This is a genomic window from Pirellulimonas nuda (genome assembly GCF_007750855.1).
Classification (GTDB): Bacteria; Planctomycetota; Planctomycetia; order Pirellulales; family Lacipirellulaceae; genus Pirellulimonas; species Pirellulimonas nuda.
In genome coordinates this window covers 3,639,502-3,660,276 of sequence record NZ_CP036291.1, presented here as the reverse complement: position 1 = coordinate 3,660,276, position 20,775 = coordinate 3,639,502, and the positions used below count along the sequence as shown (strand labels likewise).

The 20,775-nt window shown below is 67.8% G+C and carries 19 protein-coding genes; 9 read left to right on the top strand and 10 right to left on the bottom strand.

Annotated features, from left to right (window positions below):
• The first annotated feature begins 17 nt into the window (after window positions 1–17).
• The 4 genes from tnpA to Pla175_RS14260 are packed head-to-tail and all read left to right on the top strand — an operon-like array spanning window position 18 to window position 2,703.
• A complete protein-coding gene (gene tnpA / locus Pla175_RS14275; protein ID WP_145286178.1) occupies window positions 18–356 on the top strand; it encodes an IS66 family insertion sequence element accessory protein TnpA in 339 nt (112 codons plus the stop codon).
• Complete coding sequence (gene tnpB, locus Pla175_RS14270; protein ID WP_145284988.1) at window positions 350–700, top strand: IS66 family insertion sequence element accessory protein TnpB; 351 nt, start codon at window positions 350–352, stop codon at window positions 698–700. Before tnpA ends, tnpB begins: the two co-directional genes overlap by 7 nt.
• Before the next feature lie 43 nt (window positions 701–743).
• Window positions 744–2,417: an IS66 family transposase gene (gene tnpC, locus Pla175_RS14265; RefSeq protein ID WP_145284991.1), complete on the top strand. Its 1,674-nt coding sequence runs from the start codon at window positions 744–746 to the stop codon at window positions 2,415–2,417.
• The gene (locus Pla175_RS14260; RefSeq protein ID WP_145284994.1) at window positions 2,410–2,703 is read left to right on the top strand and encodes a hypothetical protein; all 294 of its coding nucleotides are present in this window, start codon (window positions 2,410–2,412) and stop codon (window positions 2,701–2,703) included. The genes tnpC and Pla175_RS14260 overlap by 8 nt, the downstream gene beginning before the upstream one ends.
• A 33-nt stretch (window positions 2,704–2,736) precedes the next feature.
• Here Pla175_RS14260 and Pla175_RS14255 read toward each other — a convergent pair whose 3' ends face one another.
• Together Pla175_RS14255 and Pla175_RS14250 are read right to left on the bottom strand one after the other, a co-directional pair.
• On the bottom strand, window positions 2,737–3,318 hold the full coding sequence (locus tag Pla175_RS14255; RefSeq protein WP_145286175.1) for an IS110 family RNA-guided transposase: 582 nt from the start codon (window positions 3,316–3,318) through the stop codon (window positions 2,737–2,739).
• Window positions 3,275–3,625, bottom strand: coding sequence for an IS110 family transposase (locus Pla175_RS14250; protein ID WP_145286170.1), 351 nt, complete (start codon window positions 3,623–3,625; stop codon window positions 3,275–3,277). Before Pla175_RS14250 ends, Pla175_RS14255 begins: the two co-directional genes overlap by 44 nt.
• Before the next feature lie 77 nt (window positions 3,626–3,702).
• On the opposite strand from Pla175_RS14250, the gene Pla175_RS14245 reads away from it, so the two are divergent.
• Window positions 3,703–4,722, top strand: coding sequence for an IS3 family transposase (locus Pla175_RS14245; protein WP_145286167.1), 1,020 nt, complete (start codon window positions 3,703–3,705; stop codon window positions 4,720–4,722).
• Between the two features lie 32 nt (window positions 4,723–4,754).
• Here the strand turns inward: Pla175_RS14245 and Pla175_RS14240 are convergent, their stop codons facing one another.
• Window positions 4,755–5,576, bottom strand: coding sequence for an IS630 family transposase (locus Pla175_RS14240; RefSeq protein WP_197526831.1), 822 nt, complete (start codon window positions 5,574–5,576; stop codon window positions 4,755–4,757).
• Between the two features lie 391 nt (window positions 5,577–5,967).
• Between Pla175_RS14240 and Pla175_RS14235 the strand changes: the two genes are divergently transcribed.
• Both Pla175_RS14235 and Pla175_RS14230 read left to right on the top strand, forming a co-directional pair.
• Window positions 5,968–7,500, top strand: a complete 1,533-nt coding sequence (locus Pla175_RS14235; protein WP_231953896.1) for an arylsulfatase — start codon at window positions 5,968–5,970, stop codon at window positions 7,498–7,500.
• A gap of 336 nt (window positions 7,501–7,836) precedes the next feature.
• The gene (locus Pla175_RS14230; protein WP_145286159.1) at window positions 7,837–9,135 is read left to right on the top strand and encodes an IS256 family transposase; all 1,299 of its coding nucleotides are present in this window, start codon (window positions 7,837–7,839) and stop codon (window positions 9,133–9,135) included.
• Here Pla175_RS14230 and Pla175_RS14225 read toward each other — a convergent pair.
• The 6 genes from Pla175_RS14225 to Pla175_RS14205 all read right to left on the bottom strand — a co-directional run bounded on the left by Pla175_RS14225 (window position 9,132) and on the right by Pla175_RS14205 (window position 14,152).
• Entirely contained in the window at window positions 9,132–9,575 is a 444-nt protein-coding gene (locus Pla175_RS14225; RefSeq protein ID WP_197526830.1) for an AbiEi antitoxin N-terminal domain-containing protein, read from the bottom strand. The genes Pla175_RS14230 and Pla175_RS14225 overlap by 4 nt on opposite strands.
• Window positions 9,576–9,803: 228 nt before the next feature.
• Window positions 9,804–9,947: a hypothetical protein gene (locus tag Pla175_RS26050; RefSeq protein WP_197526829.1), complete on the bottom strand. Its 144-nt coding sequence runs from the start codon at window positions 9,945–9,947 to the stop codon at window positions 9,804–9,806.
• Complete coding sequence (locus Pla175_RS14220) at window positions 9,929–10,408, bottom strand: NAD(P)-dependent oxidoreductase (RefSeq protein ID WP_145286152.1); 480 nt, start codon at window positions 10,406–10,408, stop codon at window positions 9,929–9,931. Before Pla175_RS14220 ends, Pla175_RS26050 begins: the two co-directional genes overlap by 19 nt.
• A gap of 550 nt (window positions 10,409–10,958) precedes the next feature.
• Window positions 10,959–12,065: a hypothetical protein gene (locus Pla175_RS14215; protein WP_145286149.1), complete on the bottom strand. Its 1,107-nt coding sequence runs from the start codon at window positions 12,063–12,065 to the stop codon at window positions 10,959–10,961.
• Window positions 12,065–12,352: a hypothetical protein gene (locus Pla175_RS14210; RefSeq protein WP_145286144.1), complete on the bottom strand. Its 288-nt coding sequence runs from the start codon at window positions 12,350–12,352 to the stop codon at window positions 12,065–12,067. The genes Pla175_RS14215 and Pla175_RS14210 overlap by 1 nt, the downstream gene beginning before the upstream one ends.
• A gap of 60 nt (window positions 12,353–12,412) precedes the next feature.
• Window positions 12,413–14,152, bottom strand: a complete 1,740-nt coding sequence (locus Pla175_RS14205) for a hypothetical protein (protein WP_145286141.1) — start codon at window positions 14,150–14,152, stop codon at window positions 12,413–12,415.
• Between the two features lie 118 nt (window positions 14,153–14,270).
• Between Pla175_RS14205 and Pla175_RS14200 the strand changes: the two genes are divergently transcribed.
• Window positions 14,271–15,431 carry an ATP-binding protein gene (locus Pla175_RS14200; protein ID WP_145286138.1) on the top strand — a complete coding sequence of 387 codons (1,161 nt, stop codon included), beginning with the start codon at window positions 14,271–14,273 and terminating at the stop codon, window positions 15,429–15,431.
• A 437-nt stretch (window positions 15,432–15,868) separates the two neighbouring features.
• Entirely contained in the window at window positions 15,869–19,546 is a 3,678-nt protein-coding gene (locus tag Pla175_RS14195; protein WP_145286134.1) for a hypothetical protein, read from the top strand.
• 550 nt (window positions 19,547–20,096) lie between these two features.
• Here Pla175_RS14195 and Pla175_RS14190 read toward each other — a convergent pair.
• The gene (locus tag Pla175_RS14190) at window positions 20,097–20,756 is read right to left on the bottom strand and encodes a hypothetical protein (RefSeq protein ID WP_145286130.1); all 660 of its coding nucleotides are present in this window, start codon (window positions 20,754–20,756) and stop codon (window positions 20,097–20,099) included.
• Between the last annotated feature and the right edge of the window lie 19 nt (window positions 20,757–20,775).

The window sequence follows — 20,775 nt, the reverse complement described above, 5'->3', positions numbered from 1 at the left end:
AGCTCCAGAGGCATGCGATGGCGAAGCAGCAGCGTTCGGCGGAGAAAGAGTCGTTCTGGCGGTTGGCGTTTGAGGAGTTCGGGTCGAGCGGGCTTTCGGTGCGTGCGTTCTGTGAGCGCGAGGGGATCTCAACCGCGTCGTTCTATGCGTGGCGGCGATCGCTCCAGCAGCTGGACTCCGAGCCGGCGCGGGTGGAGCTGATCCCAGTCGACGTGGTCGAGCCACCCGGCGGGTTGTCCGCCGACCGTCTGGAGCTGACGACGCCGGGCGGTTTCACGCTCCGCTTCCCGGCCGACATCGCGCCGCGACAGCTGGGCGCCGTGCTTGGCGTGATCGAGGGAGGAGCGCCATGCTGAGCGTTGCGGCCGGCACGCGGGTCTTCGTCGCCAATGGCCCGACCGACATGCGAAAAGGGTTCGACGGCCTGCAGGGCTTGGTGACCGGGGTGTTGGAGCAAGACCCCCTCTCGGGATCCCTCTTCCTGTTCGTCAACCGACGGCGCGACAAGCTGAAGATCTTGTACTGGGACGGCGACGGCTTGGCGCTGTGGTACAGACGTCTGGAAGCGGGCACGTTTCAGCTGCCGCAGATGGCCGCCGACCAGCGGTCGGCCGAGATCCGCAGCGAAGAGCTGACCATGCTGCTGCGGGGTATCGACCTGAAGAGCGCCCGCCGCAAGCGGTTCTCGCTGGCGAGTTGAAAGATGCGATTGCGTTCGCGCGGCGCGTGGGTATAACGTCGGCATGAACGTTGCCCAACTGCAACAAGAGAACCAGCGTCTGAAAGAGCGGCTCGCGCAGCTCGAGGCGACCGCAGAGCAGTTCACCGACCAGCTCGCACAGAAGCAGCGGCTGGTCGCGTCGCTCGAGCACCAGATCAAGCTGCTGCTGGAGCGGATCCGCGGATCGCGGCAAGAGCGGATCGACCCCGACCAGCTGCTGCTGTTCTCGCTGGACGAGCTCCGCGAGATAGCCGCTCAGCTCGAGCAGCCCCCCGGCGACCTGATCGAAGAGGGGCCCCCAGGGCGTCGCCGCAAGTCCCCCGGCCGCGTCGGCAAGTTGCCCGACCACCTCCAGCGCGAGGTCGTGCGTCACGAGCTCCCTGAGGCCGAGCGGGCCTGCCCCGGCTGCGGCGCCCAGCGTGAAGAGATCGGCGTCGAGAGCAGCGAGCAGCTCGAGCTGGTCCCGGCCCGCCTGAAGGTCGTCCAGCACGACCGGGTGAAGTACGCCTGCCGTGGCTGCCAGGAGCACGTGGCGATCGCCGATAAGCCGCCGCAGCCGATCGAGAAGGGTCTGCCCGGCCCCGGGCTGTGCGCCCACACGGTGCTGAGCAAGTTCGGGGATCACGTGCCCCTCTACCGGCAAGAAGACATCCACGCGCGGCTCGGCAAGACGATCCGCCGCAGCACGCTGTGCGGCTGGCAGGCGGCGCTAGCGCAGCTGGCGCTGCCGCTGGTGATGCGGATGAAGCACTTGGTCCTCCAGTCGCAAGTGATCCACACCGACGACACCTCGATCAAGATGCTCGAGCCGGGCCGTGGGGTGACGCGGACCTGCAAGTTCTGGCCCTACCTGGGGGACTGGCTTCACCCCTACGCGGTATACGACTTCACCACGAGCCGAGAACGCGACGGACCCAGGAAGTTCCTGCAAGGATTCCAGGGCTACCTTCAAGCAGACGCCTACTCGGGCTACGACTGCATCTACGCGGGGCAGCAAGTGCAAGAAGTGGCCTGTTGGGTCCACGCGCGGCGGTACTGGCATCAGGCGCAGGACAACGACCCGGTCCGCGCCAACACGGCGCTGTCGTTCATCGCTCGGCTGTCGCAGGTCGAGAAGCAGCTGCGGGGGGCGTGCCCCGAGAAGAACCCGCAAGGGGAGCGTGACTTCGACGCAGTGGCCGCAGGGCGGCGGGCGCACGCCACGCCGATCCTCGACCAGTTCAAGGCGTGGCTCGATCGCGAGAGCGAGGACCAACGGGTCTTGCCCAAGAGCCCGATTCGCGCAGCGTTTACCTACACCCAGAACCAATGGGAGGCGCTCTGCCGCTACACCGAGCAGGGCTACCTGGCGTATGACAACAACACTGCCGAGAGGCTGGTTAAGCTTCCGGCAATCGGCAGGAAGAACTTTTTATTCGTCGGAAGCGAAAATGGCGGCCGGGGCGCGGCGGCGATGTACTCGCTGGTGAGCAGCGCCAAGGCGAACGGGGTGGAGCCGTTCGCGTGGCTGCGAGAGCTGTTCACGCAGCTGCCCTACCGGAGGGAAAGCGAGGCGTTCGCGCAGACGAGGCGAGGCCAGCCCGTGACCAGCGACGGGCTCGACGACCTGCTCCCCGACCACTGGCTGGCGGCGAACCCGAAACACGTCTGGAAGATCGACGAGGTCCGCCGCAAAGAACGCAAACGCTATGAATGACCTCTGCCACAAGCTCCAGCTGCTGCCCGAAGAACGCGCCCTGATCCTGAAGCACGGCTACCCGTTCGAGCGTCTGGAGAACGCACTAAAGCGGTGGTCGAAGAGCCAGGCAATCAAGCGGATCTCGGTGAGCGAATGGGAGCTCTCGATGCTGATTGGCGAGCTGTCGCGCACCTTCAATCACGGCGAAGCCGGCGCGGACGAAGACGACCTCATCGCGCTGTGCGACCGGCTAGAGTACACCCAGCAAACTGGCGACGGCGACCTCGAGATGCTCGGCTGGTAGCGGTGGCGCTCGTGGCGTTTCGGGCTGTGGGTTTCACCGTCCGCTCACCGTGATCGGACCATAGTGGCACGTGGCCGCCGACTGCTTGACCGAGGGTGTTAGGCCGAGGTAGCTGGCGGCGTGCTCACCGTCCTCGAACCGAGACAAGTCTCCGAGGGCGGCGATCAGTGAAAGAGCGACGCAGTAGTCCATCCCCGGGACCGTCATCAGCAGCCGGACGCGCGGCAGGCCCCACGCCTGTTGGCGAAGCGTCGCCTCTAAGGCATCGATCTCCTGATCGACAACAGCGATCAGCCGCAGGTCCGATTCGACGAGCGCTCGTAGTTCTGCAGGCAAGCCACAGCCCGCCAGCCACCGCAATCCGACCTGGCAGAACAGCGTCTTCACCGGAACCGGTACAAGGATGCTGGCCAGAACGCTCTGGATGCGGTTCTTCAGCCGCGTTCGCTCGGTTACGAGCCGCTCGCGCCGGCCGGTGAGTTGGCGGAGCGTCCTCGTCACGTCATCCGGCACCCAAACACTGGGCAGGTAGTCGCACCGCAGGAGCTGCGCCAGCACTTCGGCGTCAACCTTATCGGTCTTGACCTTCGCCTCGGCGATCGCCTTGGTCTTCATCGGGTTGCTGACAACAACCCGACCGACAAACGGCCGGAGCAAGGTCTGCCACGGCCCAAGCGTTGGTCGTCACTTCCAACGCCACACTGTCCTCGCCGGTGAGCTCCTCGGCGAACCGGAGCAAGGCCTCCCGCGTACAATCGATCCGGCGGCGAAAGACCCGCTCCCCCTTCTCGTCGATGACGCACACCTCGACGACCGCCTTGTGGACGTCGAGCCCGATGAACCGCTTCATGGCGATGCCCTCATCAAGCGTGACGGACGAGCCGGGCCGTTCGGCAACTACCTCTTCGGGCTCGAAGCCCATCCGGGTGGGCCGTGGGGGCGGCCAGTTAAAAAAGCGGGCTCGTGGCCCATAGGATCTCTCGGCCGGCCCCGGAATGAATGGCCCATCGCGTCACTAGATTAGAAGTCCGACATTCCGTCCCGAACCCGGTCTCATCATCGGACCACGTTGCCGGGACAGACACAACCACTCCATCCATACCCGATAAAAAAAGCGTTGGCTATTTTCGGCCGCAACGGATAGCGGAAGTCTACGCGGCGGTCGAAGCGATCCTGCAAGAGGAGGTCGCAGGGGCCAGTCAGGTGTGCCGGTTCCTGAACGTCAGTCGCAGCGCCTTTTATGCTTGGAAGGGAGCCAACTCAACGCCACACGAGAAGGAGGACCTGGAGTTAGCGCCGCTAGTACGCACGATCTTCCAGCGGCATCGTCGCCGATATGGAACCCGTCGGATCGCCAGCGAGTTGAGCGATATGGGACGATCTTGCAGTCGCCGCAGAGTCGCGAAACTACTGCAATCACAGGGCCTGAAGGCGATTCAGCCGAAGTCGTACAAACCGCGCACGACCGAGAGCCGCCATCGTTTGGGATACAGTCCCAACTTGCTCTTGGAAGGAGAAGAGGCCGATGGGATCGATCACCTATGGGTTGGAGACATCACGTACATCCCCGTGGATGGACGGCCGTTCAGCTACTTGGCCACATTGATGGATCGCTTCTCGCGGCGGATCGTCGGTTGGCAACTGGCCTGCGACATGACCGAGACCCTCGTGCTGGCCGCCTTGAAGGAAGCCATTCGATCGAGGCAGCCCGGCCCCGGAATGATTCACCATACCGACCGTGGCGGCCAGTACGCCGGCGCCGAGTACCGCGGGGTGCTACGCCGCGCTGCTATGCGACAGAGCATGAGCCGGGCGGATAACTGCTACGACAACGCCTTCATGGAATCCTGCTTCGGAACCTTCAAGACGGAGCTCGAAATGACCGAATACGCAAACCACACCATCGCGTTCCGGGAGATCGGGGGGTACATCGCCTACTACAATCACGAACGAAAACACTCCGCCCTCGGCTACCTCACTCCCGCCCAGTTCGAAACCCACCTCGACCGCTCAAAATAAGAGACTGACCTGTCCGTGGAATCCGCACCACCTCACAGGGCCCCCGCTGTGTGGAAGCCTGCGCCGTCCCAGATCATCACGGCGTGCTCTCCCTCGGGGATGGTCTTGGCGAACAGCTCCAAGAACGAATTGATGATCTGCGTGTTCAGCTGCGGGCTGAGGAGCCCCTCGGCGTGCCCAGTCTCGGGGCACACGGCGCCGATCACCCACAGGTACTCGTATTCGGTCTGACGCACCGCCGTTGGCCGCGAGCCCTTCTCGGCCCAGACGTTGGTGTTGGTCCCCTGCTGGCCGAACCGCGACTCGTCCTGGAAGTAGACCCGCAGCCGCTTGCCCGGGTGCTCCGCGGCGATCTTGTCGAGGCGCTCGGGCCACGCTTGCTTGAACGCTTCGACCCGCGCTGGATCTGCCTTGCGATGCCGCGGCCGAGGACGCAGGCAGCTGTACCCCAAGCGGTGCAGCAGCCCATAGACCGACGGCAGCGACCGGAGCAGGTTGAACTCTGCCGCCAAGATCCGCTGAAAGTCCTTGCCGCGCAGCGAGCAGACCTCGTCCCCTTCAACCGGCCCGGCTTCAATCCGCTGGCGGAACGCGGCCTCTTGCTCGGCGTCGATCGGCAGCCGCGGCTCGCGCCCCCGCCGATCGTCGAGCCCCGCCAGGCCCTCGGCGTTGTAGCGGGCGGCCCACCGCTGGCAGATGCGACGCGACAGCCCCACCGCCGTGGCGATCGCCGGGGCGGTCCAGCCCTCCAAACCAAGCAGCACGATCCGCAGCCGCTGGAACCGGCCGATGTCCTTCTCTGCCCGCGCTAGACGCTCAAGCTCCTCAATCGGGAGATGGTCCTTGATCCGCATCGCGACCTCCATGCTAAAGGGGATCGCCGCAGTATGATGGGTAAGATGGGAGGGCGCAATAGGCAATAGAAGGCGCGCTAGTTCAGAGTAGAAGGCGTATTACTTGAGCCCACGACTTTCGGAGCAACTTGAGCCTGGATCCCCTTCATGCGCGTCCCAGTCGGCAGATCAGGTCAGATTTCTCGGCCAGAGGAAGGCGCCGGACTGTTTCTAGGGAACGAAGCAGCCCCGTGCCAAGCGCGTAAGGACAACTGGTCAGGCAACTCGCCCGCGTAGTACAATTAGCGATAAACTCTCGTCGTTCGAAATGCATCTAATTCCTCGAACTGGGCAGGTCCCGGTCACCTCTTCTTTGGCAATCAAGTCGGGCACAGCGTCTCGGCGAGGACTCATGGCTCCGCTACCAAACCAGCCGCCCGACGGCCGTGTGATCATTCGAATGCTCATGGCGGCAATCTGTTCCGGCCTGGCATACCAAGCCATCGGCGAAGTGACTCACGGTCTTGCCGGCTCGCGCCCGAATATCCTCATCGTGATCACCGACGACCAGGGCTACGCACAGCTTGGACGACACGGGCACCCCTGGCTGAGGACCCCTCACATGGACCGGCTGTACGATGAGAGCACTCGGTTCTCGCGATTCTTGGTCAGCCCGACGTGCTCTCCGACCCGAGCCGCGCTCATGACCGGGCGTCATCCAATGCGGAGCGGTGTGACCCACACCAAGTACGAACGCGAGCGGATCCCGCTTAACGCAGCAACGCTTCCAGAGACGCTCAAGAAGGCGGGGTATGCAACCGGAATCTTCGGCAAGTGGCATCTCGGCGACGAAGAAGCCTATCAGCCGCAAAACCGTGGGTTCGACGAGGCGTTTATTCATGGCGGAGCAGTCATCGGCATGGACTACGCGGGTAGCTGCGCCGATGCGCCTGGGAACAGCTACTTTGATCCAGTGATCCGCCACAACGGAAGTTTCGTGAAGACCAAGGGATACTGCACCGACGTGTTCTTTCGCGCCGCTCTTGGGTGGATCCGTCGGCAGGAGCAAGACGGTAACCCTTTCTTCGCTTACATCGCAACCAATGCGCCTCACGGACCGTTTATCGCACCGGCAAAGAACGCGAGCTACTTTCGGGAGCGCGGCATGTCGCCCGATCACGCCGGGTTTTACGGGATGGTCGAGAACATCGACGAGAACCTTGGCGAGATGCTCGCTCGCCTCGAATCCTGGGGGCTGCTTGACGACACGCTGATAATCTTCATGTCCGACAATGGAACCGTTCAAGCGGGGGCCGACAAACAAGGAACGAAGGTCGGCGAGGATGCCGCCGGGAATGCGATGGTCGCGTTCAACGGAGGAATGAACGGCTACAAGGGCTCCGTTTCTGAAGGAGGGGTTCGGGTTCCGTTCTTCGTTCGCTGGCCCAGAAAGATCGAGAGCAACCGTGATATCGGCGTTCCGGCGGCGCACATCGACCTTCTTCCAACCCTGGCAGAGATCGCCGGAGCCGAGCTACCTCCCGGCCTGGTGGAAGGACGCAGCCTCGTCTCCCTGATTGACGGGAGCGAGGCCGCATGGCCCCAACGCTACCTGATAACTCATGCCGGCCGCTGGGACCCCGGGGAGGAGCCCAACGACCACCAATGGGGGAATTTCGCTGTTCGCGACGATCGTTTCCGTTTCGAGAAGAACAAGGCGCTCTACGACATGCATGCCGATCCGCGCCAGAAACACAACGTCATCCTTGAGTTCCCGGAAGTCGCCGAGGCGATGCGCGAAGCCTACGACAAGTGGTGGCGCGAGACGCGCCCCATGCTCATCAACGAGTCCGTCCCTCTCTCACCGACGTGGCCGTTTCATGAGTCCTACAACCAGCAGCTCCAGCGAGAAGGTATCCCAGCGTGGGAGCCGGAGCCGCTCTAGAGCTTGCCTCGCAACCCGATGTTGGCTGTCCTCCGACTTGGACGCATGTGCGACCATCCCTTGCGTCCCGGTGGCCCCCGAGTTGTCCCGAAATCCTTCCTCCGTCAGACTCTCAGATGCTGCCGGCCGATGAGCGGCTGGAGCTGCGCCGGCGCGAAGCGGTCCCGCTGTGAGAATCGCTCGGCGCGTGGCTCGAAAGCGACACAGCAACCCGCGTGCCTCCGAGCGAGGCGGAGCTATTGTCAGAACTCGTGTTCTTGAAGGGTAAAAAAAGCGGCGTATCCTGCTGAGGTCTATCACCACTTCAGCGGCCCGACGCGGGCACAAGGAGACGCCATGAGCAAGGTTAGCGGAGCGATCGCAGGCAGTCCAGCAGAGCCGGCACTCGACCCGGAGGTAGTCGCGTTCCGAGAGCAGTTCGACACAGCCAGTCCGCTGGACGAGCTGATCCGCGAGGGGGCGCGGCGGATGCTGCAGGCGGCCATCGATTCAGAAGTAGAGACGTTCGTCGCGGCCCACGAGGGCCGGCGGGACGAAGCGGGCCGCCGGCTAGTGGTGAAGAACGGAAGCCTTCCCTCCCGAGAGATCCTTACCGGAGCGGGGAGGATCCCCGTGCAGCAGGGTCGGGTGCGAGACAACACGCCTGATCCGGCCGGACGGGTGACATTCTCCCCGAAGGTGCTGCCGGCCTACCTGCGTCGCACCGACGCCATCGAGGAGCTGATCCCTTGGCTCTACCTCAAAGGGATTTCAACGAGCGACTTCGGCGAGGCGCTGCAGGCGTTGGTCGGCGAGAAGGCCAAGGGGCTCAGCGCCAACGTCGTCGTGCGGCTCAAGGAGCAGTGGTCGGACGAGTACGGCGCCTGGAGCCAGCGGGACCTGTCGGACAAGCGGTACGTGTACGTCTGGGCCGATGGGATCCACGCCAAGGTGCGGCTCGAGGACGAAGCGAATCGGAAGCAGTGCTTCCTGGTGCTGATGGGGGCGACGGCGGACGGCAAGAAGGAGCTGATCGCCGTCGAGGATGGCTACCGCGAGAGCGAGCAGAGCTGGTCGGAGCTGCTCTTGGGCCTGAAGAAGCGGGGGCTCGCGGCGTCGCCGAAGATCGCCGTGGGGGACGGCGCCTTGGGCTTCTGGGCGGCTTTGAGAAAGGTATTCCCTGAGACCATCGAGCAGAGGTGCTGGGTGCATAAAACGGCCAACGTGCTCAACAAGATGCCCAAGAGCGTTCAGCCGAAGGCCAAGGGGGACCTGCACGAGATCTGGCAGGCCGAGACGAAGGCCGACGCCGACAAAGCCTTCGACAACTTCTTGGAGAAGTACGCGGCCAAGTACCCGGGGGCCTGCGACTGCCTACGCAAAGACCGGCAAGAGCTGCTGGCGTTCTACGCCTTCCCCGCCGAACATTGGCAGCACCTGCGCACAACCAATCCAATTGAATCCACGTTCGCCACCATCCGCCTCCGGCACCGCAAGACCAAGGGGAGCGGAACCCGGCGGACCAGCCTGGCGATGATGTTCAAGCTCGCCCAATCCGCCGCCCGCAAGTGGCGAAGGCTCAGCAGCCACGACAAGATCACCCTCGTCATCGAAGGACGAATCTTCAAAGACGGTATCGTGCAGGACGCCGCTTAGCGACCGGGAGAGAACACGAGTTCTGACAATAGCCCCGAGCGCAGCAAAGAAGTCTTGGTGTGGCGGATCAGCGCCCCCCAATCATAGTTGCGGAACCACGCCGGTAGCGTCGTACGCGGCGGCGAGAACAAGTAGACGCGCTGCTTGCCGAGCCGGGCGTAGTGGGCGTAGCCTTGCAAGGTGAGGGCGGTGAGGGCGCCGGGGTAGATGCGGGCCTCTGCCTGGGATTGTAGGGTTGCGATGGCGCCCAGCCACGACAACTCGTCTCCGGTGCGTCGGAACGCGCCGGCGCCTAGTGACTCCAGCCAGCCGCTCCGCAGGTAGCTGTGCTGCAGCTCGCGGGGAACGCCGTTGCGTTCTAGCCAGCCCGCGAGGTAGAGGGTTCCGGGCCGGTGCTGGTTGAGCAGCTGCGTTATTTTTTGCTTCGGATTTGTACTCACAGTATAAGTAATGCACCTTTTTTTAACAAAACGCAACGTCTACCTGGCGGACCATCCATTAGACGGGCCCGATTACGATCGTACGCCCGGCTGTTAGCCGAGCGATATCTCCTGCTGAGTCTTCAGGTCCTTGTCGTTCACGCGGGGAGGGAGGTCGGCGCCATCCCGAGCGATCCCGGCCACCGACGTTTCAGCGCCGAGCGGATGGAGCGCCTTGGCGGCGGGCGCCTAGCTCGGGATGACCGCGCTCACCACGGGGGCGCCCGCCAGGAACCGCTTCAGGTTGTCGACGAAGACGCCCGTCAGTCGGTCCGCCTCGCGGATTAAGCGTCCCGCCGGGTGCGGGGTGATGATCACGTTGGGGATCGCCACAGGGGACTCGTCGACGCCGGCGGCTCGGCCGCGAACACGTCGAGTCCCGCGGCGCCGATGCGGCCGGTTTGCAGGGCGTCGACGAGCGCCGATGCTTCCACGACATCGCCTCGCCCCACGTCGTAGAAGCGGGCGCCGGGCTTCATGCATTCCAGCAGCTCGCGGTTGAAAAGACCCCGCGTGGCGGGCGCCGAAGGAAGACGCACAACCACGTGGTCGCAACCGGGGAGGACCCCGCTCAGCGCGTCCAGCCCCACAACCACCTCGACGCCGGGCGGCGTGCGGCCATCGGGCTGGCGTGTCGACGCGACGACCGTCATGCCGAGTGCGGAGCAGGTCAGCGCGATCCGCTTGCCGATATCGCCCAGGCCCACCCCACACACCGTCGACCCGTACAACTCATCGTACGTGTTGAGGCGCGACCATCGCCCGGCGCGGCGGTCTTCCCAGTGGTCTCCCATCAGCGACGCGCTTCCAAACGCCCCGCCGATCTATCGCAGCGATCCTCGCACCCGATCGCCACCCCTGGGAAGCATTCTAGCGTGGCGATCGGGGAACGCGCGAGCCGAGGCGGCCGGTGGTGCGTCTGCGTGCTGCGTTGCCCCGGCGCGGCCATTGACGCGCTGTCCGCCGGGGCGCCTCTCGGGTTGTCAAACAGCGGCCCGGCGGAAGAGTTCGGGCGAGGGCAGCCACGCGGGCGGCTACGCTAAGTTGGCGATTGGCGGTGCGTCTTGGGCGCCCCGGTTCGGGTTGCTCCACCTTTCAAACAGCACCGCGGCGCGGTCCACGACGGGCGTTGCCCGACAGATGCGCGGATTGTCATTTCTTGTGGGTCGGGAGCCGGCGTGGGGCGTTGCCCGACAGGTTGGCGGATTGTCATTTCTGGGTTGCGTGCGGGGAGGGCGCCTCACCGGCGGGGGCGCCGCCGGTTCGCCCGCGGGGCAGGCGCCCCCGTCTGTTGAGCCGAACCCGTCGCTGCTGTGCCTCGCAGCGGCGCTGCGTCGGCCCGGATCAATGGGACGATTGGCGCTCGCGCTGCGCGCTGCGGCGCTGCTCGATCCTCGACATCAAGTCGAGCTGCTTCAGCGCCTCGGTCGTGTTGCGGTTGCTGTCGAGTTGGCACCTGAGCTTCTGCTGGATCGGGAGTTCGGCGTCGGCGAGCAACGCGGACGTGTCGGCGTGGGCCGCCTCCGCGGCGAGCACGTGTTCGAGCGCCGTTTGCATCAAGGGACTCTCACCCTCATACATCTCGGCGGCCCGCTCTTGGAACGCCAGCACCCGCGACGCGGAGTCGAGCACGCCGCCGGCGCTGCCGCGCCGCACCACGGCGCCCGGGAGCGAGGGGCCGACGGGGGCGTGGGAGCGGTAGCGCGGGTTGCGTTTGAGGAATTCCACGGCCTGACCGAGTGCCAGCGGGTCCCCAGCCGCGTGGGCGTCCGAGAGGTGCTGGACCTCTTCGGAATCCGCCTGATCGGGCGGCAAGTAATCGGGCGACTGATCGGGTTGCCGCCGCACCGCGGCCAGCCGCGCGCCGGCCAGGTGGGGGTCGCCCCCCGCCGCGAAGTAGTCGATGCCCGACTGGTCGCACCGACGGCACTCGGACAGCGCCGCTTCGAGGCCGCGTTGCTCCCGCCAGACGTCGCCGTAGGCGGCCGCGAACGCGGCCTCTTCGGCCGCCGTGGTCGGCCAGCTCCCCCAACGGAGCGCCTCGGGGTTGGGCTCGGGGCCGTCGTTCTCGCCCCGCGTCCACCGCTCGGTCGGGAGCTGCGAGGGCGACGGCCCGCCGGGGCCCTGCTGGGGCGGCTGCTGCTCGCGCGACCGCAGCCGCTCGATCAGGGCCGCGCTCGTCCATTCGTCCTGCCCGTCGGGGCAGGGGGGGCAGTCTGCAAGCAGGGCTTCAGCGCCCGGCAGCCGCGGCCACGGCGGGGGGCCAAACAGCGGCGCGGCGTCCCAGCCGGCGCACGGGGGAGCCCCCGCCGGGTCGGCGGCGGCCTCCTGCGTAGCCGGCGCCGGCTCGGGGGACGGACGGGCCGCTTCGCACGCGTCGAGCTCGGCGTGCAGCTCGGCGTGCGTCGTGGAACTGTGAGGCCCGAGGCCGTAGCTAAGATCGGCTGTCACTATCGTGTCCTCCAACGGCCGTGGCGTTTCTGGAACCCGGCGGCCAACGCGGCCTGGGTGACTTGGTTCTTGAGCTGTTGGTTGGCCCTGCGCACCGCGGCGCTGCGCGCTCGCAGCGTGCGGGTCAGCTCCGTGGCGCGGCGGCGATGAAGCTTTTGGGCCTCGATCTCGGCCGCCCGCTGCTGGGCCTCCGGCCCGGCCCCCCAGTAGACGTCGCGCGTCGCGCCGTTGACGCGGATGCTCTCGTAGAAATACCGGGCGCCGTTGCGGCGCGTTCGCCAGGGCATGGGCTGCTCTCCGGTTGGGTTAAGAGGGGTTGAGGGGTAGGACGCGGCCGACGTTGGTCGCTAGGGGTTGGGGTTCCTGCGAAGCGCGGCCGGCGTCGACTGGAACGGGAGCCCCGTCTTGCCCGGACGCGGCGCGGCGGCCGGCCGGACGACTCCGCCGGCCGGTGGTTTGGCGTCGGCCGCACGCGCGCGGTCGAGACTGCGTAGCGCCCGCTCGGTGCAGACCGACAGCGACTGCAACGCTTTTTGAGTCTTGGGGTCGAGCAGGTCCGCCGGACTCAACGAGTCGCGGAACGTCGCTTCGTCCGCCCGGCAGTTCAGGTAAGACTCGGCTGCGAGCCGCTGCGTGCCGGTCGCGCCGGCGGGCAGGAGCTCCTCCAGCTGCGCCCGCCGGAGGTCCTCCGCGTCGAGTATCTGCGTGGCGAGCGTCAGGGCCTGGATGAACGAGATCCCGGTGTACGAGTCGCACGTCGGCGGGGTCGTCCCAGCAGACTGGACCCGGTGCTCGGGGTTCCTCCGGAGCCAGCCGGCCAGTCGATCGATGCCCGCTTCGTCGTGGCACAGCAGCGCGCGGCAGATTAATAAAACCTCTTCCGGCGCCTCTTCGAGGCCCCACGCGCGAAAATACTCCTTGGCCGAATCGTCGGTGTAGGTCCGTATCTGGGTAGGCGCCGAGTAGAAAGTTGGTACGCGGTACAGGATCACGAAGACCTCCCACTCGCCGACCGCGTAGGGCAGCGTTACGTTTGCGCCGCCACGGGCGAACGGCTGCTTTTTCCACGGTTGCGGTCCGTAGGGCAGCGTTGGCTTGAACCCTTGGAAGTACGTTCGCTCTGCGCGCAGATGAACGTCGTTGGTTAGCGGCTGCTGCTGATGGTCACGCGGCACGGGGTCCGCCGCCCAATTGATCCGTCGTTTTAGTTGGGGTTGAGAGTCCCGCTCGTGCTGGATCTTCACGACCAATTTTACAACCGGCCGGTACCTGTCCGCCCACGCACGGAATTCCGCTTCCGAGGTTGGCGCCAGTCCCCAATCAGGGCCCAGGCCGCGCCAGATCTGCCCGCCATGGGCGGCGGTTATTCTGAAATCGGGGTCCGAGTCGTCAAAATCCCACAGGAGTTCCCGCAGTTTGCTGAAGGCGGTCTCGAAGTCGAGCTCTTCGGCGTAGTCTTCGTCGTCTTCGTCGTCTTCAAAGTCTTCGTCGCTCTGAATGTCGGCCGTGTTGTCTGCAGCCGCCGGCGGCGACGCCCCGTCGACGTGGTCGGCTTGGTTGTGGGTGGACTGGGGCGTCGCGTCGTCGGCTGTGGCCTTCGCCGCGCCGGCCTGTTCGGCCTCCGCGGCGCGACGCTGAGCCTCGGCGGAAGCAGCGGCTTCCTGCTGGCGCCCGTTCGCATCGACGATCGCTTGACGCTCGGTTTCCCATTGCTCGACCCGCTGCTCGGAGGCCCGCAGCTCCGCACGGAGCTGCTCGAGCAAAATCGGGTCGGGGGTGACCACGCTCTGGCCCGGGAACTCGAGCTGGGCGGCCGCGCGGATCGCGGCCAAATCGGGGGGCGGGTCGGGCGGCGGGGCGTCGTTGTCCGCCCCGGTGGAGGCCGTCGGCGCCGCGGGGCCCGGCGGCGCCGACGCCGCGGCGGGTGTCGATCCGCCGCCTGCCAGAGACGGATCGATGCCGTCGGCCCCGCTAACGTCGAACGAGGGCGCTGGGCCTGGCGCCGGCCGGTCATTCCGTGGAACAACGGCGTGAGCCTCCACGGGGGGCGGCGGTGGGTCGGCCGGGTCGTTCGGGGGCGAAACCATGGGTTCCCTGCTGGGTAGGGAGAGCTTGAAAAAACCGGGAAAAACCCCGCGCATGCCTCACACGCATGAGTTATAACTTGAATATCCAATCTGGAACGTAGTTTTGTCAATATTAAAAATGATCGACCCGTCCCATCGACTCGCCCGGATCGACGCCAGCCTGGACAGCCACGCCGGGCTGGCGGTCGTCGGCCCCTGGCGGGCCGGCAAACGCGACGTCGTCCAGCGCCTGTCCCAGGATTGGGGAGGGCTGCGGGTCCACTGGTTCGACGGGCTCATGCCGGCCGACGTGGCCCGTCTGCGCGAGCCCGAGGCGACGCTCGGCCCGCTCGCAGGGGTGGTCGTGCTGAACGAAGTCAGCCTGAGCCGAGAACTGGCGGGGGTGGTTGGCCGCCTGCTCGCCCGCCGGCCTTGTCCCGCGCGGTTCGTGATCGTGGCGAGCACCAGCGCTTGCGAACTAGGGCGGATCGACGATCTCGCCCCCGGCGCGCTCGCCTGGGAGTGGTACGACGGCCTGGCGTGCTGGGAGGTCGGCGCCGAGAACCCGCAGCGGCTCTGGCTGCGCGGGGGGCTCCCCGGGTCGTACGAGGCCGCCTCGGACCACGAGAGCCTGCGTTGTCGCCGCGAGGTTGCGGCGCTGCTGCTGCCGCGCGCCGCGGACCTGATGATCGACCGCTCCGACATCACCCGGCTGCGCAGCGTCTGGGGTCAGATCGCCCTGCTCCACGGCGACGTCTGGAACGCTTCGGAGATCGCCCGGCGCGTGAGGGCGTCGGACTACGCCGTCGGCTACGACCTGACGACCCTGGCCGATGCGTTCGCGGTGCGCGTGCTCAAGGCGTGGCGCCAGCTGGGGGTGTCGAAGCGGCAGGTCAGCGCCCCGCGGGTGTACGTCCGCGACAGCGGGCTGCTGCACGCGATGCTCGGCATCCAGACGCTAGAACAACTCCTAGAACACGGGGCGGCCGGCGCTTCCTGGCGGGGCTTCGTGATCGGGCAGGTGATCGCTTTGCTGCACGCCGCGCCGTCCGAGAGCTTCTACTGGAGGACGCACGCCGGCGCGGAGCTCGACCTGCTGATCGTGCGGGGGCAACGGCGTTGGGGCTTCGCGGTCCAGCACGCCCAGCGCCCGCGGATCACCCGCTCGATGCGGCGGGTGATGGCGGACCTCCAGCTCGACCGGCTGCACGTGGTGCACGCCGGCGCAGAGTCGTTGGACCTGGACGAACGGATCCGCGCGGTCGCGTTGGCGGACCTGCACAAGGAGGTCGCGTCGTGAACCACCCACCGGATCGGTCGGCGGCCCGCGGCGCGTGGCCCCGCTCCGCCCGGGCCCGAGTCGCCGCGGCGGCGGGCCTGACGCGTGCGTGGTTGGATCGCGGGGCGGGCGGGGCAGGGCGGGGCCCGCCGGGGCAGGGGGGCCGGCGCGGTCCAGCGGTCTGGGGCGGGCGTCGTTGGCCCAGAGACCCTCGCCCTGCGAGCCGGTCCGCGGCAGGCGATCTGGGCCTGTTTTTTTTGTGTCGTGGCAGGGGTAAGCTGGACCGCCCGTGCCCGCCGCTTCCGCCTAACCCACTCGGCCCAACCCACTCGGCCCAACCCACACCGACGGGCCCAGAACACCCGCCGCAGTGGCCCCCTGGCCGCGGCGGCGGTCGAGGCGTGGCGGGCTTGGCCAGCAGCGAGTCCAACCCGACCAACCCCGATCCCGAGGCGAGGATGAAGCGACCCAGCCGCACCGATCGCAGGCCGCCGTCGGCGGGCGCCTGCCGGCCCCGGTTCGAGAGGCTCGAGGAACGCCGGGTGCTCAGCTTCGGGACGTTCGTCCCCCCCGTGTTCGAGCCGGCGGCGGACAACCCGGTGCAGTCGGTCAGGGTCGTGGTGCTCAACTACGACCCGACCGTCCCTTCGCTCGACAACCGGCTGCTGCGGGACGTGTTTGGATGGAACGACCCCCACGCGCTCGCGGCCGGCTTCATCCACGACGTCGAAACCGCCAGCGGCGGCGCCATCGACTACGAGATCGTCGCGTGGCGCGACCTGAACGAGTTCCCGGTCTTCACCGACGGCACGCGTTACACGGCCGACCAGTACGTCGCGAACCGGACCTCCAACTCGGGGTGGTCGAGCGCCTCGGCCGACTTCTACGCCATCGCCGAGCAGCAGGGGCTGGCCGAACTGGTCAACGCCTACGACATCGACGAGATCTGGATGTTCGGCGACCACTACTTCAACCTGCTCGGCGAGGCCTGGATGGCGGGGCCGGCGTCCTTCTTCGTCAACGGGCCCAGCTTCCCCGAGTTCGAGGTGGACCACGCGGTCGCCGGCTTCGGCTTCAACTACGAGCGGGGCGTCGCGGAGATGGTCCACAACCTGGGCCACCGCACCGAGAACCACATCAGCCGCGCGTACGGCGGCTGGGACATCGCCAACCCCGCGACGCCGTGGGACCTGTTCACGGCCAACGTCGCCCAGTCCAACACCGCGGCGTACGGGGTCGGGAGCGTCCACTACCCGTTCAACGGCGCTTCGGACTACGACTACGCGAACACGCGGACCTTGGCTAGCTACGCCGACGATTTCGTCGCGAACTTCCCGAATCAGGCGTACGCCGCCGAGGCGACCAGCCGCGACGCGTGGGGCGACTACGACGTTGGCGACTGGCAACGCGGCTACCTGAACTGGTTCTTTGGGCACGTGCCGCGCGAGGGAGGGGAGGCGACCGACGGCAGGGCGAACAACTGGTACAAGTACATCTACGACTTCAACGCCTACCGCCCCGGCAGCGGGCTGGCGCGGGACGACGAGGCGGTCCTCGCCGCGCCGACGCAGAGGGTCGGGGGCGCCGACCACTACCTGTTCTCGCTCCGCTACTACGACGCGGGATCGATCGACCCCTTATCGCTCGACGGCGCCGACGTGCTCGTCCAGGGGCCCAATGGGTTCTCCCAGCTCGCTAGCCTGTCCGCGGTGGGCGAGTCGCGGTCCACCACCGCGGGGTCCGCCCGCACCGTGCAGTACCGGATCGAGGCGCCAGGGGGCGCCTGGGAGGCCGCGGACAGCGGCGTCTACACCGTCACGCTCAGGCCCGGCGAGGTGCGGGACGCACAGGGGGCGTACCTGCCTGCCGCGGGGCTAGGGACGTTCCGGGTCGACGTCTCCGACGCCGGCCGGCTCGACGTCGCGGCGCTGCTCGCTGCGGGGCAGGCTAGCGTCGGCGCCACGCCGTGGGACATCGGTAGCCCCGCGGACCTGTTCGACGGCGTCGCCGCCAGCCTCTACCGCTCGGCCAACCTCAACCCGGCGGTCGTCACGCTCGCGTTCGATCAGGCCCAGCAGGTCGACGGCGCCGCGGTTCGCATCAGCCACGCCGGGGGCGACCCGGCCTACCAGTGGCGGCTCGAGGCGGCCGACACGCTGGCCGACCTCGATGGCGGCGTCGGGAGCCACCGGCTGCTTGTGCCGACCACCGGCATCCCGGCCGACCAGACCTCGACGCGGCCGTTCGGGCAGAGCGTCTCGGCCCGGTTCTTCCGCCTCACGGTAGAGCGGCTCACGGGGGACGACTACGTCCACATCAACGCCTGGGACCTGCTGACGACCCCCGTCGAAGACGCGCTGCCGCCGACCGCGGCGAGCGACGGGGGCGGGGTCACCAGCGGCGGGGAGACCACCCATGGGTTTACGGTTGCGTACGCAGACGACCTAGCGATCGATATCACCACGATCAACTACGGCGACATCCGCGTCCGCGGCCCCAACGGCTACTTGCAGGTCGCGGCGCTGGCCGGCCTCGACCTGAACGCCAACGGGCCGAGCCGCGCGGTCGCGTACTTCGTGGCCGCCCCCGGCGGGCTCTGGGACGCCGGCGACAACGGGGTGTACACGATCGAGATCGTCGCCGGCCAGGTGATGGATACCGCGGGCAAGGGGGTCGCTCCGGGGGTGATCGGCGCCTTCGAGGTGAGCATCCCCACGCTCGAGCTCCGGCCGCTCGCCGACATGACGGAGCTCAACGCCGGCTCCTGGCTGGCCTGGGCAGACGGCGCCGCGGCGTCGACCAGCGACGACCCGTCACGCACGGTGCTGGGGGCCGGTTCGGTTCGGTTCGACACTACCGGCGGGTTCGACACTTACCTCCGCTACGCGCCGGCGTGGGGCGCGCAGTGGGACCTGCGCGACGCCTCGGAGTTCCGCTTCAGCCTCTACGCCGAGAACCCGAGCCCCGTCGGCTTCCAGGACGGGTGGCTCCGGTTCTTCGACGCGGAGGGCGCCACGCGGGAGTTCCACTACTTCCAGGACGGCAACCCGGGCCAGCCGTGGAACGACGCCCGGGGGGCGTGGCTGCCGGTGACGATCCCGATCCAGTCGGACCAGGCCCCGCCTACCGGTTGGCGGGCCGACGCGGGGGGCCCCTTCGATTGGGGCCGCGTCACGGGGGTCGAGGTCCACGCCGACACGTGGGACGCGGGCTTCGCCTTGTGGCTCGATCGGGCCGGGTTCGACCTGCCGATCGGGGTCGCCTCGGGGGCGTTTACCGCGGCCGCGGAGCAGGACCAGATCGACCTGGTGTTCGACGCGCCCGGGGTGCTGTTCTCGGCGTCGGCTCCGTTCTCCATCGAGGACGCCTCCAGCGGCGCGATGCTGCCGGCGGAGGCGCTGGGCGTCGCGACGCTCCCGTCGGGGGGCGAGCAGACGGCGGTGCGGATAGGTTTCCCGGGGTTCGCGGAGGGCCGGCTGCCGGCGGGGGTCTACCGGCTGGTGCTGCCGGTCGGGTCGGTCTTGGACGCGGCCGGCAACTCGTTGGCGGGCCGGTACGAGCTGGCCTTCTCGACGCTTCCCGGAGACTACAACGCCGACGCGGCCGTCGATCACGACGACTACGCGGCCTGGCGCGCGGGCTTCGGGGCGACCTCGGGCCTGGGCCTGCGGTCCGACGGCAACGGCGACGGGGTGGTCGACGCCGCGGACTACGCGGTGTGGCGCGACCACCTGGGGACGTCCATCGAGGGCCCCGGCCCGGCCGCCGCGTCGGCCAGCGCCTCCCCCCTCGCGAGCACCCCCGTGGGGGCCGCCCCGCCGGCCGGCCGCTGGCCGGCGTTCGGGGCCGACCGGCGCGACGGCGGGGAGCGGTCGTCGCCGGCCTGCCGGGCGACGCCCCGCGACCGGGCGCTGCTGTTGCTCGCGGCCGAGCTCGACCAGGGGTGGCGCAGCGGGGGGCGAGGCGACGACGACGGCGGCGACCGACCCCAAGACCGGCCACGCGGCCGCGACGAGGACGCACCGGCCGGCACGCGGGGCAGCCGCGAGGCTCGGGCGCGGGCGTTTGAGGGGCCGCTCGCCGGGGCTCCGCTGGCCGGGCACGCCAGTCTGCCGCGGCCGCGCGTGACGGGGTGACGATTTAGGGGGGGCGCCGCCGGCCGCGCGGGCCGCCCGGCCGTTGTCCCTCGGGCCGTGTTGGGCCTCGACCGGGCCGAAGACCTCCTGTTCCACCCTGGCTCGGCCTCCGGCGTAACGGCTCGTCCCGCTCGGCTGCGCGCCGCGGACCGGCTTCGCTTTGGGGGGGCGCCGGCCGCGACCAGCAGGGCCCGGCGGGCGGACGTGTCAAAGGCCTGACGGCCAAGCCGCGGGCGCGGGTCGCGTTGGTGGCCGTACCGCTCAAGGCGGCCGTGCGTCTGCTGGAGAGGGTGACGGGCGTCGTCGGCGCCCCATGGCTCGGCCTGCGGGCCGGCGCGGGGTTCTAGTCCTCGGTGGCAGCCGGCGTCGGCCGGCCAACCGGAGCGGCCCGCGGCGCCTTCACCCCGGTCCCCCCCAAGCGAAGCGTCGATGAGGGGCGTGCCCGTCTCGTCCCCGCCGGCCACCCACGCGGCCGCCAACAGGGACGTTCAGCCCGGCGGCAGCCTCGGGCGGAGCCCGACGACGAGCCCAGCTGAGACAACCGGCTCGCTTAAGCAGCCGATCGGCGGCGGCGGACCATGTACGCGCCGGCGAGCCCTAGCATCGCCCAGCTCCCGAGCGACGCGATCTCGGGGGTCGCCGTGAAGAAGCGGATCTCGTCCATCCCGGTCTGGTCGGTCTGCGAGAGGTTGATCGTCACGGTGTTCCCGCTGACGGTGAACTTGTCGCCAGTATCGAGGCCCCGATTGAGAGCCGCGTTGCCGGTCTGCCAGACCGCGGAGTAGAGGCCGATTGGATCGGTGCCGGCGAGGGTCGGCTGCGAAAAACTAATCCCAACAATCGGATGCGGGAACGTGATCACGGCGTTGATGACCCGGGCGACCCCGCTCGAGATGGCGGGGTCGAAGTGGAACAAGTAGCTGAAGTACTCGCCGCTGAGACTCACCGGCGTCACGACGTCCCCGAAGGTGTAAGTGCCGTTGGCGCCGTTGCGGTCGACGGATTGGTTGGTCAGCGTGACGGCGCCTTCCGACCAGAACTGGGAGACCTGCCGCTGGTTCAGGTCGAGATTGGCGCCGGTGGGCGTCGCGATCCCGATCAGGGGCTGCCCGGTTCCGGGGTTCGTTACGCCGAACGCCCCCAACGCGCTCCCGGCAGTAAGCGAGCAGATCACGGCCAACGAGGCGGCGGTCGTAAGATGATGTCTCATCGATGTCTTCCCGGATAAG